Consider the following 12,853-nt stretch of genomic DNA (forward strand, 5'->3'; position numbering starts at 1 on the left):
CAAGATAAGGACGGCACCTATGAGCGCTTTAACCTTGAAACTCGCCACCCAACTGGCCACCCAGGCCCTTACGGCAGGCCGCACTATTTCGGCTGCGCCCCTGACCATCGCCGTGCTCGACAGCGGTGGCCACCTGGTCACCCTGCAACGCGAAGACGGCGCCAGCCTGCTACGCCCGCAGATCGCCATCGGCAAGGCCTGGGGCGCCATCGCCCTGGGCAAGGGCTCACGTTTGCTAGCACTGGACGCCCAACAGCGCCCGGCGTTTATCGCCGCGTTGAACAGCCTGGGGCAGGGCAGCGTCGTGCCGGCGCCGGGTGGGGTGTTGATTCGGGATCAGAGCGGCGTGGTGCTTGGCGCAATCGGGATCAGCGGGGACACGTCCGATATTGACGAGCAGTGTGCGATCACCGCGATAGAGGGGGTGGGGTTGCTGGCGGATGCGGGGGTGTCGGCTTGAATCGTTCTGACTGTGAGTAAGCTATCGCAGGCAAGCCAGCTCCCACATTGGCGGTGTTCGCAAATCCAACTGTGTGAATCCAATCAGTGTGGGAGCTGGCTTGCCTGCGATGCAGTCGACTCGGTCTACAGTCAAACCCAAATAGCATCCCACAGCGGATAGTCGCCAAACTTCTTTACCAGCCCGGCCCTGAGTGGATTAGCTACGATGTAGCGTGCAATCCCCTCAAGGCTTTCCTCTCGACGCACGGCATGATCATGAAAGCCCGGCTGCCAGAGGCGACCTTGGCGGCCAGCCACCGCATTCACAATTCGGGTGCTCTTGGACTTCACTTGTCGCATCAAGTCGGCAAGCGAACCTTTCTCCAGAGCAACAAGCCAATGGAAATGATCAGGCATTACTACCCAGGCCAATGAGGTTGCGAGCCCTTTATATTGAGCGATCCTGAATTGGTGTACGACCAGACGGCCAAGTCTGAAGTCGCTGAAGATGGGCTCACGTTCAAGGGTGTTGGTGGTGAGCAGGTAAATGCGGTTGGGTTCGTTATAGCGACCGATGCGCAGGCGTTTTGAAGCAGGTAGATCAGGCATTCCTTGGCCTCTCTTCTGATGGGGTTCTGAGAGGCTAGATCTCGGTGGCTGAGGCTGTTCTGTGAGCTTTTGGCAGGATGTTTCTGGGAGGGCGCTATCGCGGGCAAGCCCGCTCCCACAGGGGCTTTGCGGTGTTCATACATAGTGTGTACGACGCTGGACGAAGTGGGAGCTGGCTTGCCTGCGATAGCCTCGCCGCGGTCTATCAATCCGGCTCACACCCCTTGAGCACCAACCGAATAATCGTCTGCGCCGCCGCCTCATAATCGGCTTCATCCAGCTTGGCCTTGCCGGTCACTGCCGAGATCTGCCAGTCGAAATCGGCATAGGTCTGGGTGGCTGCCCAGATGCTGAACATCAGGTGGTTGGGGTCTATCGCTGCGATCAGGCCACGGTCAACCCAGCTCTGGATGCAGTCGATATTGTGCTTGGCCTGGGCATTGAGCTGTTCAACCTGGTCGGCGCTCAGGTGTGGGGCGCCGTGCATGATTTCGCTGGCGAATACCTTGGAGGCGAACGGCAGGTCGCGGGAGATGCGGATTTTTGAGCGGATGTAATTGCTCAACACTTCCTTGGGCTCGCCGTCGGGGTTGAACGGCGTAGAGGCGGCCAGGATCGGCTCGATGATGCTTTCGAGCACCTCGCGGTAGAGGTTGTCCTTGGACTTGAAGTAGTAATAGACGTTGGGCTTGGGCAGCCCGGCCTTGGCGGCGATGTCGCTGGTTTTGGTCGCGGCGAAGCCCTTGTCGGCAAACTCCTCGCTCGCCGCCCGCAGGATTTTTTCTTTGTTGCGCTCGCGAATGCTGCTCATAAACCAGACGTTTCCTTGCCATGACAGGCGGTTGCGCATGGTAGCACCGGCCATCCGCAGGCCTCAACAATCTGCCCACAAGGCCTTGCGCCGCGCTATGCTCGCGCGATCTCTCTCTAACGGAAGTCCGGTTCATGGCAGGAAGCAGCTTATTGGTGTTGATCGACGATATCGCCGCGGTACTCGATGACGTTGCGCTGATGACAAAAATGGCCGCCAAGAAGACATCGGGCGTGCTCGGCGATGACCTTGCACTGAACGCCCAGCAGGTCTCCGGCGTGCGCGCCGAGCGGGAAATCCCCGTGGTGTGGGCGGTGGCCAAGGGCTCGTTTATCAACAAGCTGATCCTGGTGCCGACGGCCCTGTTGATCAGCGCCTTTGCCCCCTGGGCGGTGATACCGTTATTGATGCTCGGCGGTGCCTACCTGTGTTTCGAGGGCTTTGAAAAACTCGCGCAAAAATTCCTGCACAGCAAGGCTGAAGATCAAGCCGAACACGCACAGTTGGCTGAAGCGGTGGCCGACCCGGCAACCGATCTGGTGGCGTTCGAGAAAGACAAGATCAAGGGCGCGATCCGTACCGACTTTATTCTCTCCGCCGAGATCATCGCCATCACCCTCGGCATCGTCGCCGACGCGCAGCTGACGCAGCAGGTGATCGTGCTGTCGGGTATCGCCATTGTCATGACCATCGGCGTATATGGATTGGTGGCCGGTATCGTCAAGCTCGACGACCTGGGGCTGTGGCTGACGCAGAAGCCGGGCCAAGTGGCGCGCAGTATTGGCGGCGCGATCCTGAGCGCGGCACCCTACATGATGAAGAGCTTGTCGGTGATCGGCACGGCGGCGATGTTCATGGTCGGTGGCGGTATCCTCACCCATGGCGTGCCCGTGGTGCATCACTGGATCGAAACCGTGAGCCAGAGCACCGGCGCGTTGGCGTGGCTGATGCCAACGCTGCTCAATGCGGTGGCGGGGATCATTGCCGGCGCCGTCGTCCTGGCAGTGGTCAGCGTGGCAGGTAAAGGTTGGAAAGCACTGCGAGGGTGAGATGACAGGCATAAAAAAGGCCATTCAATCGAATGGCCTTTTTTTATCGCTGCTGTTTACTCGGCGATCTGCAACTTGCGCGATTCGGTGTAGATATACCGCACCTTCTCATACTCGAACGGCGAGTTCATCTGGCCGTAGCGGAAGCTGGTCTGGTAGCGCTTGTCGACGGCGCGCAGGGCCCAGACTTCCGGATGGTTGGAGCTGACTTCAGACACGTTGAGGAAGTTGATCTGCGATTCGGCGCTGTAGTCCACCAGCAGGCCGCCGGTGTCACGCAGGTTCGACGGGCCGAAGATCGGCAGCATCAGGTAAGCACCCCCCGGTACACCGTAGAAGCCCAGGGTCTGGCCGAAGTCTTCGCTCTGGCGCGGCAGGCCCATGGCGGTGGCCGGGTCCCACAGGCCGGCGATGCCAATGGTGGTGTTGACCAGCAGGCGCCCGGTGGTTTCCAGCGAGCGGTGGCCCTTGAGCTGCAACAAGCTGTTCATCAGGTTGGGCACATCGCCCAGGTTGTTGAAGAAGTTGCTCACGCCGGTGCGCAGAAAGCTCGGCGTGACATAGCGGTAACCGTTCACCACGGGCAGGAACACCCACTGGTCGAAGCGATAGTTGAAGTGGTACACGCGGCGGTTCCACGACTCCAGTGGGTCGTAGACGTTGAGCGCGGTGAGCGTGGAGCGCTCGAATTCGCGCTGGTCCAAGCCTGGGTTGAACTTGAGCTTGGTCAGCGGCTCCTTGAAGCCGTCGGCATCGACCTTGACGGGTTCTTGGGCCTTGCTGTTGTCGGCATTGGCCACGCCTGCGCACATCAGCGCGGCGAGCAGCAGAAGATATTTAGCCACGGAAGAACTCCAGCATGGCGTCGGCGTTGACGCGGTAATTGAGGTTGCCGCAGTGGCCGCCCAGCGGGTAGACGGTCAAGCGATCGCCGAAAGTTTTACGCAGGAAGCCCAGGTCGCCAGGGCCGAGGATCACGTCGTCGGCGTTATGCATCACGGCGATTTTCGGGCTGTCGCGCAGGTAGTCCTTGAGGGCGTAGAGGCTGACCTGGTCGATCAGTTGCAGCAGGCTGCCGCCATCGGAACGTGCGCGCCACATCGGGATCACTTGTTCGGTGAGGTAGCAGTCGAAGTCACACTGCAGGGCACGCTTGAGGAACGGCGTGAGGCTGGTGCCTTCGGTGATCGGGTACTTGGGCGGAATAATCAGGCCACGTCGGTTGATCAAGTCCGAAGTGAAGGCAATGTCGGCGGCCGAGAAGCGGAACGAGGTGCCGATCAGCATGGCCATCTGTTCGTTGGTCAGGTGCTGCTTGGACTGCTGGAAGTCATAAAGCAGGGCATCGTTGAGGTCGATGTAGCCTTTTTGCTGGAAGTAACGCGTCAGTTTGCTCAGCACCAACTCATAGAAGGTGGTGCTGTTGTTGATGCCCTTGACCTCGGTCTGTACCAGCTTGTCGAGGTTGGTGATCGAGGTGTAGAGGTTGACCGGCGGGTTGAGCAGCAGCACTTTTTTGAAGTTGAAGCTGCGGCGGGTCTCATCCAGCCTGCTGACAAACGCCGCATCCAGGGCGCCCAGGCTGTAGCCGGTGAGGTAGAAATCGGTCACGGGCAACGAGGCGTTCTGCGCGCGTACGGCTTGCATCACGCGGTACATGTCTTCGGCGTCTTCCTGGGTGATGCCCGGGGTGGCGAAGCGCGAAGCGGCGCTGATGAAGTCGAAGCTGGTCGGCGAGGACAGTTGCACCACATGGTAGCCGGCCTGGTAATACAGCTTTTTCAGGTATTCGTTGATGCTGCTGTCAAAGCGTGCACCGGTGCCGGCGATCAGGAAGATCAACGGCGCAGCACGGTCCTGCTTGGCAATACGGTAGGTGAGTTTCTTCACCGCCCAGAAATTGTCCGGCAGGCTGAACTCGCGCTCGGGGCGCATCGTCAGGGTGTAGTCGGACTGGGTGATCTCGTCATCGGTCGGCAGGGTTGGCCGCAGATCGGGAGGTGTGGTGGCGATGGTCGCTTCGAACGGGTTGGTCAAAGGGTAGCCATAGCTGGCTTGGTCGATATCGACGGCCAGTGCTGACGCACTCAAAAATAGGCTGCCCAGCAAGGCAGCACAGCGCAAGGAACGGAGCATGACTTAATCCCTAAGAGGAACGGGCTGAATGAAGTTCGCAGGCTATGACCACCGCCTTGTCACCGAAGTGCCAGCACTCGGCACGAAAAGTCGGAAAAAACGTCGGAATCGGGGTAATAGTAGCGAGACGATACACTTTGCCATGCTTTGTTGAACAGATATCTGTGCGAACACCTTGCTAACGGCCGCCGTGGGATTAAGCTGGGCGCCGTTTTTGCCTATCGGAGTGCCTCATGTCCCGTCGTTTGCCGTTGATCCTGCTGCTTATTGCCCTGCCGTTATGGCTGGCCGCCAGTTATGCCGCACGTTACGGCTTCATGGAGGATGGGCAATGGGTTGGCATCTGCGCGGATGAGGCCAGCCGCTGGGAATGCCAGGTGCGTTCGAATTTGGGTTTGATGATTCATTTCAAGCTGCTGGGGTGGGCGGCGTTGATCACCTCGGTGCTGGGCTTTTTTGTACCGGGGCGTGCGGGATGGGCGTTGGCAGTAGTGGGGTTGGTGTTCGGGTTGCCGGCGCTGGCGTTGTACAACACGACGTTTGCGGTGTTTGCGGTGGTGATTGCGGGGTTGCGGTTGGTCAGGAAGCCGCGCGGCGCCTGATGTGGCCTCATCGCAGGCAAGCCAGCTCCCACAGTTGATTGGGTTCACACATTTCTATGTGTGAGCACGGTCAACTGTGGGAGCTGGCTTGCCTGCGATAGCGGTGTTAAACCTTGCGCACTCGCAAGCAACGCCACAAAGCCGCAACCATCAGCACGCTGACCACGGCCCAACCCCAGGCCTGCTGGTTCAACAGCCCTTCACGGTACAACTGCGGCGCAATGCCGGCACCGATGATAAAGGCCAGCAACGCAATCTCCCGACGCGGCCCGGTCACCGGGCGTACCAGGTACACCAGGGCCGGCAGCACCAGCGCTGCGCTTGGGAAGCTGCGATAGCGCGGGTCAAACACCAGCGCCAGCATCATCACCGCACCGGCAAACCCGGCGATTGCCAGCAGCCAGCCGGCGCGCTGCTCCAGCCAGTTGAACCCGCGCGCACGCCAGCCTTCGCGGGCGCTGAGTGCCAGGGCGGCATGGGCCAGCACCAGCAGGTTCAACGCCACCAGCAAGCCTGCCCATACCCATTCATCGCTGAAGCGCGCGGTAACGCGGGTCAGTTCGGCCCAACTGCCGATGGAACATGCCGCCACGGCACCGAGCAACGGCAGTATTAACGCTGAGCGAGTGCTGCGAACACGGCCGCCGAGCACCAGGGTGCCAAGCAGGATGAGCCCCCCGATGCCCAGCCACAGCGGCCAGTACGGCACGTTGGTCACAGGGCCTGCGAGAACGCCTTTGTCTTGGCGGTCTGCATCGAACAGCCCCCAGTAACCGCCCACAGCCCCTTCACTGGCGCGCTTCCATGGCTGGTCAAAGGCTTCGATCAGGTTGTAGCGCCAGCCATTGGCTTCGGCCATGGCCACGAAACCGCGCATGAACCTGGCTTCATTGACCCGGCTGGGCACGGCGGTTTCGCGCTGGCGGCCCTCACTAGGCCAGCCGGTTTCACCGATCACGATGTCCTTGGGCGCGAATTTATGGCCGAAGGTCTGGCGCACATCACCCACGTGCTTGAGCGCCTGGTCGATGCCGGACGGTTCATCTTCCCAATACGGCAGCAGGTGAATGGTCAGGAAGTCCACCGCCGGCTCGATTTCCGGGTGTTGCAACCAAAATTCCCAGACATCGGCATAGGTGACGGGCTGCTTGATCTGGTTTTTAACCTGATGGATCAGCGCCACCAGTTGCTTGGCAGTGACTTCCTTGCGCAGCAGGGCTTCGTTGCCGACGATCACCGAGGTCACCACGTCCGGGCTGGCGTTGGCCGCCGCGATCAACTCGTTGATCTCTTTTTGAGTCGCCACGGGGTCACTGCTGACCCAGGCCCCGGCCATCACCTTCAACCCATGCTTGCGCGCCATGTCCGGCAGGGCTTCCAGGCCGGTCATGGAATAGGTGCGAATGCATTCAAAACGCGTGGCGAGCAGCGCCAGGTCGGCGTCCATGCGCTCGGGGCGTAACCTGAACGGCTGATCGAACGGGGATTGGTCCTTGTCGAATGGTGTGTAGGACGCACATTGCAGCTTATGGCTGGCGCTGGCGACGTCCGGCAATACCACGGGCCGGCCGAGGCCGTACCAGTAGCCGGCAAGGGCAAGCACGCCGAGGATCAAGGCAAAGAAATAGGGCAGGGCAGGGAAGCGGGCAGTCGCGGGCATGGTCGGCTTATCTGGGGGAGCAAAGGCGCGCATCTTACCCGGATTTGCCGCAGCCCAGTGCGGCTGCATAATTTTGACATGCAAACTTCGGGCGGGATTCTGGCGATAACGCCTACAAAGCGTCCTACTGGCGATGTGATGTCGTTTCTTGCTTAACCAAGGTCGCTGACAGAGCAGGGCAAATGCCTACGCAGGTTGAAGATAAAACTGTCAGTACTCCACTGATACCTCAGCAACCGGATCGATGCGCGTGAAGGGGGCGCGGTGCACCCTATAACAACAGTTTGACGTCGCTCGGCATCCGTCGGGCGCAGCACTTTCGGGGAAGTACTATGAAGATGCGACGACTCTTGGGCGCAGCTGCCACTCTGGTAGTTGCGATGGGCTCCACACTGGCCAGTGCCGACAGCAAGACCCTGAGCATCGGCTACGTGGACGGCTGGTCCGACAGCGTGGCCACCACTCATGTGGCGGCAGAGGTGATCAAGCAAAAGCTCGGCTACGACGTAAAACTGCAAGCGGTTGCCACCGGGATCATGTGGCAGGGCGTCGCCACTGGCAAACTCGATGCCATGCTCTCCGCCTGGCTACCTGTAACCCACGGTGAATACTGGACCAAGAACAAGGACAAGGTGGTCGACTACGGCCCCAACTTCAAGGACGCCAAGATCGGCCTGATCGTGCCGGAGTACGTCAAGGCCAAGTCCATTGAAGACCTCAAGACCGATACCACCTTCAAGAACAAGATCGTCGGCATCGACGCCGGTTCAGGCGTAATGCTCAAGACCGACGAAGCCATCAAGCAATATGGCCTGGACTACAAACTGCAAGCCAGCTCGGGTGCGGCGATGATCGCAGAACTGACCCGCGCCGAAGACAAGCAAGAGTCGATTGCGGTCACCGGTTGGGTGCCGCACTGGATGTTCGCCAAGTGGAAACTGCGTTTCCTGGACGACCCAAAAGGGATTTATGGTGCTGCTGAAACGGTCAACAGCATCGGCAGCAAGGGCCTGGAGAAGAAAGCGCCGGAAGTCGCGGCCTTCCTGAAGAAATTCCAGTGGGCCTCCAAGGATGAAATCGGTGAAGTCATGCTGGCGATTCAAGAAGGCGCCAAGCCGGACGCCGCGGCCAAGGACTGGGTAGCCAAGCACCCCGAGCGCGTCGCCGAATGGACCGCTAAATAACCCCGCCCCAACTGTAGGAGCGAGCTTGCTCGCGAAGAACGCACCGGCACCGCGATCATCCAGAATGAACGCGTTATCGTTGACGTTTTTCGCGAGCAAGCTCGCTCCTACATTTTTTTCAAATCCTCGCTAAGCTCGATCTACTACTAAGGTCGTCTGGAACCCATTGCGCAGCCGCATACAGTGGATACGTTCCAAAATAATAAAAAGCTGTGCTGCGAGGATAAAAACAATGAACGACAGCATTTACCTCTCGATTCAAAACAGCCCGCGTTTCAAGGAGCTGGTCAGGAAAAGGGAAAGGTTCGCCTGGATTCTCTCGGCGATCATGCTAGGGCTTTACTCCGCTTTCATCCTGTTGATTGCCTACGGGCCACAAGTACTGGGGGCCAAGATCAGCCCCGGTTCATCGATTACCTGGGGCATTCCCCTGGGCGTGGGGCTGATTGTGTCGGCCTTCATTCTCACCGGCATCTACGTGCGTCGGGCCAACGGCGAATTTGACGACCTGAACAATGCGATTCTCAAGGAGGCTGCGCAATGATCCGGCGTCTATTGGCTCTATTCGGCGCTTCGCTGTTGGCTCCGGCCGTTTGGGCGGCGGACGCATTGACCGGTGAAGTGCACAAGCAACCGCTGAACGTCTCGGCCATTGTGATGTTCGTCGCGTTTGTCGGCGCCACCCTGTGCATCACTTACTGGGCGTCCAAGCGCAACAAGTCGGCAGCGGACTACTATGCGGCGGGCGGCAAGATCACCGGTTTCCAGAACGGTCTGGCAATTGCCGGTGACTACATGTCGGCGGCGTCCTTCCTGGGGATTTCCGCGCTGGTGTTCACCTCCGGCTACGACGGCTTGATCTACTCGATCGGCTTCCTGGTGGGCTGGCCGATCATTCTGTTCCTGATCGCCGAGCGCTTGCGTAACCTGGGCAAATACACCTTTGCCGACGTGGCGTCCTATCGCCTGGGTCAAACCCAGATCCGCAGCCTGTCGGCCTGTGGCTCGCTGGTGGTGGTGGCGTTCTACCTGATCGCGCAGATGGTCGGCGCGGGCAAGCTGATCCAACTGCTGTTCGGCCTTGATTACCATGTGGCGGTGATCCTGGTGGGAATCCTGATGTGCATGTACGTGCTGTTCGGCGGCATGCTGGCGACCACCTGGGTGCAGATCATCAAGGCGGTGCTGTTGCTGTCCGGTGCCTCGTTCATGGCACTGATGGTGATGAAGCACGTCAACTTCGACTTCAACATGCTGTTCTCCGAGGCCATCAAGGTTCACCCCAAAGGTGAAGCGATCATGAGCCCCGGCGGCCTGGTGAAGGACCCGATCTCGGCATTCTCCCTGGGCCTGGCACTGATGTTCGGTACCGCTGGCCTGCCGCACATCCTGATGCGCTTCTTCACGGTGAGCGACGCCAAGGAAGCGCGTAAGAGCGTGCTGTACGCAACCGGCTTCATCGGCTACTTCTATATCCTGACCTTCATCATCGGCTTCGGCGCGATCCTGTTGGTCAGCACCAACCCGGCGTTCAAGGACGCAGCGGGCGCCTTGCTCGGTGGCAACAACATGGCGGCGGTGCACCTGGCCAACGCGGTGGGCGGCAGTATCTTCCTGGGCTTCATCTCGGCCGTGGCGTTTGCCACCATCCTGGCGGTGGTTGCCGGCTTGACCCTGGCGGGTGCTTCGGCGGTGTCCCATGACCTGTATGCCAGCGTGATCAAGAAAGGCAAGGCCAACGAGAAGGACGAGATTCGCGTATCGAAGATCACCACCGTAGCCTTGGGTGTATTGGCCATCGGCCTGGGTATCCTGTTCGAAAGCCAGAACATTGCGTTCATGGTCGGCCTGGCGTTCTCCATCGCTGCCAGCTGTAACTTCCCGGTGCTGCTGCTTTCCATGTACTGGAAAAACCTCACCACCCGTGGCGCCATGATTGGCGGCTGGCTGGGCTTGATCAGCGCCGTGGGCTTGATGATCCTCGGCCCGACCATCTGGGTCTCGATCCTGCACCATGAAAAAGCGATCTTCCCGTACGAGTACCCGGCGCTGTTCTCGATGATCATTGCGTTCGTCGGCATCTGGTTCTTCTCCATCACCGACAAGTCGGCGGCGGCAGAGAAAGAGCGTGCGCTGTACTTCCCACAGTTTGTGCGTTCGCAGACTGGCCTGGGGGCGAGCGGGGCGGTTAATCACTAAGTTGTCAGTTGTGTAAGAGATACCCCGGTCGTAAGGCTGGGGTATTTTTTTGCCTGGGTTTTTGTGTTGTCTGGGCTGGCCTAATCGCGGTATAGGTATCCACACAATTTTGGTGCGACGCTGAACCTATGGCGAGGGAGCTTGCTCCCGTGACGGCCTGACAGCCGGCGCCGATCTAACTAACGCGCCGCGATTCAAATGTGGGAGCTGGCTTGCCTGCGAAGGCGGCCTGACAGTCAGCACAGTTGGACCGTTTACATATCCATTCCTGCGGTAACGGCCACCTAGGGTTCCGCTCTGACAGCGGCTCACTTTTGAAAAGCGCAAAAGTAAGCAAAACGCTCTTGCCCCACCACTCGGCACCTCGCTTAGGCTCGGTGTGCCCGTAATTCGCCAGTGATTTGGGGGGCCGCCGCCACGCGCCATCCATGGCGCGGGGCGGCTAAACCGGCATCCCTGCCGGTTTACCCCCCAAATCCCTGTCAAATTCCGGCCAGCGTGGTTTAACGGGGCGCCTAAGATCAAAAGCAGATCAAGAGCGGCTCGCTTCGCATCGTGGTTACCGTCTGCTGCTATAGCCCACAAAGTTGTGTAGATACCTATGCTGCGATGGCTGTAGATCAGGCCACACAAACAAAAACGGCCTCCACTAAGGGAGGCCGTTCTCAGTACAAACAAGCAGTCAAGTGCTTACTTGCGATCTTCCAGCTTGGTGATGTCACGCGACTCGTAGCCCGTGTACAGCTGGCGCGGGCGACCAATCTTGTACGGGCTGGAGAGCATTTCCTTCCAGTGGGAGATCCAGCCCACGGTCCGCGCCAGGGCGAAGATCACGGTGAACATGCTGGTTGGAATGCCGATCGCCTTGAGGATGATCCCCGAGTAGAAGTCGACGTTCGGGTACAGCGAGCGTTCGATGAAGTACGGGTCGGTCAGGGCGATCTCTTCCAGGCGCATGGCCAGTTCGAGTTGCGGATCGTTCTTGATGCCCAGTTCCTTCAGCACTTCGTCGCAGGTCTGCTTCATGACGGTAGCGCGCGGGTCGCGGTTCTTGTACACCCGGTGACCGAAGCCCATCAACTTGAACGGATCGTTCTTGTCCTTGGCCTTGGCGATGAATTTGTCGATGTTGGACACATCGCCGATTTCATCGAGCATGGTCAATACGGCTTCGTTTGCACCGCCGTGGGCAGGGCCCCACAGTGCAGCGATGCCGGCGGCAATACAGGCGAACGGGTTGGCACCCGAAGAGCCCGCCAGGCGCACGGTAGAGGTGGAAGCGTTCTGCTCGTGGTCGGCGTGGAGGATGAAGATCCGGTCCATGGCCTTGGCGAGCACCGGGCTGATCGGTTTGATCTCGCACGGGGTGTTGAACATCATGTGCAGGAAGTTTTCCGCGTACGTCAGGTCGTTGCGCGGGTACATCATGGGTTGGCCCATGGAGTATTTGTAAACCATTGCGGCCAGGGTCGGCATCTTGGCAACCAGGCGGATCGCGGAAATTTCGCGATGCTGCGGGTTATTGATGTCCAGGGAGTCGTGATAGAAGGCCGACAGGGCGCCTACTACACCGCACATGACGGCCATTGGGTGGGCGTCGCGACGGAAGCCGTTGAAGAAGGTCTTCAACTGCTCGTGCACCATGGTGTGGTTCTTCACGGTGCTGACGAACTGGGCTTTCTGCTCGGCTGTTGGCAATTCGCCATTTAGCAGCAGGTAGCAGGTTTCCAGGTAGTCCGACTTTTCAGCCAGTTGCTCGATCGGGTAGCCGCGATGAAGCAGAATGCCATTATCACCATCGATATAGGTGATCTTCGACTCGCAGGAAGCGGTCGACATGAAGCCTGGGTCGAAAGTAAAACGGCCCGTGGCCGTCAGGCCCCGTACGTCGATAACATCGGGACCAACGGTGCCGGTTAAAATGGGCAGCTCGACGGGGGCTGCGCCCTCGATGATCAACTGCGCTTTTTTGTCAGCCATGTGGCCTCCTATTTATGCTTCAAATCATCAGACAGACCCCCCACGCAGGGCCCGCACCACTATATTGATATAAATCCAGATGTCAATTTGCCTAAAGTCTTGCGCCAGAAGGCTTTAACCGTACTTTTTCGTCGAAATTGACTGCCATTTACGCCTTTTATCCCGCCAGCGCAATCAGCTAT

The 12,853-nt window shown here is 59.2% G+C and carries 12 protein-coding genes; 6 read left to right on the forward strand and 6 right to left on the reverse strand.

Features of this window, described 5'->3' with window-relative positions; translation table 11 throughout:
- The first annotated feature begins 19 nt into the window (after window positions 1-19).
- Complete coding sequence (locus N2A98_RS08850; protein ID WP_044273006.1) at window positions 20-460, forward strand: heme-binding protein; 441 nt, start codon at window positions 20-22, stop codon at window positions 458-460.
- A gap of 131 nt (window positions 461-591) precedes the next feature.
- On the opposite strand, the gene N2A98_RS08855 is transcribed toward N2A98_RS08850, so the two are convergent.
- Window positions 592-1,050 carry a transposase gene (locus N2A98_RS08855; protein WP_153475479.1) on the reverse strand — a complete coding sequence of 153 codons (459 nt, stop codon included), beginning with the start codon at window positions 1,048-1,050 and terminating at the stop codon, window positions 592-594.
- Between the two features lie 205 nt (window positions 1,051-1,255).
- A complete protein-coding gene (locus N2A98_RS08860; protein WP_003189991.1) occupies window positions 1,256-1,861 on the reverse strand; it encodes a TetR/AcrR family transcriptional regulator in 606 nt (201 codons plus the stop codon).
- A gap of 134 nt (window positions 1,862-1,995) precedes the next feature.
- Here N2A98_RS08860 and N2A98_RS08865 point away from each other — a divergent pair, with 134 nt between their 5' ends.
- A complete protein-coding gene (locus N2A98_RS08865) occupies window positions 1,996-2,910 on the forward strand; it encodes a DUF808 domain-containing protein (protein ID WP_275623280.1) in 915 nt (304 codons plus the stop codon).
- 56 nt (window positions 2,911-2,966) lie between these two features.
- Here N2A98_RS08865 and N2A98_RS08870 read toward each other — a convergent pair whose 3' ends face one another.
- Together N2A98_RS08870 and N2A98_RS08875 are read right to left on the reverse strand one after the other, a co-directional pair.
- Window positions 2,967-3,755 (reverse strand): VacJ family lipoprotein, encoded by a 789-nt coding sequence (locus tag N2A98_RS08870; protein WP_003189993.1) that lies wholly within the window; start codon window positions 3,753-3,755, stop codon window positions 2,967-2,969.
- Window positions 3,748-5,046, reverse strand: a complete 1,299-nt coding sequence (locus tag N2A98_RS08875) for a serine/threonine protein kinase (RefSeq protein WP_044273009.1) — start codon at window positions 5,044-5,046, stop codon at window positions 3,748-3,750. The genes N2A98_RS08870 and N2A98_RS08875 overlap by 8 nt, the downstream gene beginning before the upstream one ends.
- Window positions 5,047-5,279: 233 nt before the next feature.
- Here N2A98_RS08875 and N2A98_RS08880 point away from each other — a divergent pair, with 233 nt between their 5' ends.
- The gene (locus N2A98_RS08880; protein ID WP_014717724.1) at window positions 5,280-5,648 is read left to right on the forward strand and encodes a hypothetical protein; all 369 of its coding nucleotides are present in this window, start codon (window positions 5,280-5,282) and stop codon (window positions 5,646-5,648) included.
- Between the two features lie 106 nt (window positions 5,649-5,754).
- On the opposite strand, the gene N2A98_RS08885 is transcribed toward N2A98_RS08880, so the two are convergent.
- Window positions 5,755-7,308, reverse strand: coding sequence for a glycosyl hydrolase family 17 protein (locus tag N2A98_RS08885; protein WP_275623281.1), 1,554 nt, complete (start codon window positions 7,306-7,308; stop codon window positions 5,755-5,757).
- A 332-nt stretch (window positions 7,309-7,640) separates the two neighbouring features.
- Here N2A98_RS08885 and N2A98_RS08890 point away from each other — a divergent pair, with 332 nt between their 5' ends.
- The 3 genes from N2A98_RS08890 (at window position 7,641) to N2A98_RS08900 (ending at window position 10,691) form a co-directional block, all read left to right on the forward strand.
- On the forward strand, window positions 7,641-8,492 hold the full coding sequence (locus N2A98_RS08890; protein WP_003233255.1) for a glycine betaine ABC transporter substrate-binding protein: 852 nt from the start codon (window positions 7,641-7,643) through the stop codon (window positions 8,490-8,492).
- A gap of 232 nt (window positions 8,493-8,724) precedes the next feature.
- Window positions 8,725-9,036: a DUF485 domain-containing protein gene (locus N2A98_RS08895; RefSeq protein WP_003190001.1), complete on the forward strand. Its 312-nt coding sequence runs from the start codon at window positions 8,725-8,727 to the stop codon at window positions 9,034-9,036.
- Window positions 9,033-10,691 carry a cation acetate symporter gene (locus N2A98_RS08900; RefSeq protein ID WP_044273012.1) on the forward strand — a complete coding sequence of 553 codons (1,659 nt, stop codon included), beginning with the start codon at window positions 9,033-9,035 and terminating at the stop codon, window positions 10,689-10,691. Before N2A98_RS08895 ends, N2A98_RS08900 begins: the two co-directional genes overlap by 4 nt.
- A 690-nt stretch (window positions 10,692-11,381) precedes the next feature.
- Here N2A98_RS08900 and gltA read toward each other — a convergent pair.
- Complete coding sequence (gltA, locus tag N2A98_RS08905; protein WP_003172803.1) at window positions 11,382-12,671, reverse strand: citrate synthase; 1,290 nt, start codon at window positions 12,669-12,671, stop codon at window positions 11,382-11,384.
- Window positions 12,672-12,853 lie beyond the last annotated feature (182 nt).

The sequence above is a fragment of the Pseudomonas sp. FJ2-5-13 genome (genome assembly GCF_029201605.1).
GTDB lineage: Bacteria > Pseudomonadota > Gammaproteobacteria > Pseudomonadales > Pseudomonadaceae > Aquipseudomonas > Aquipseudomonas lactis.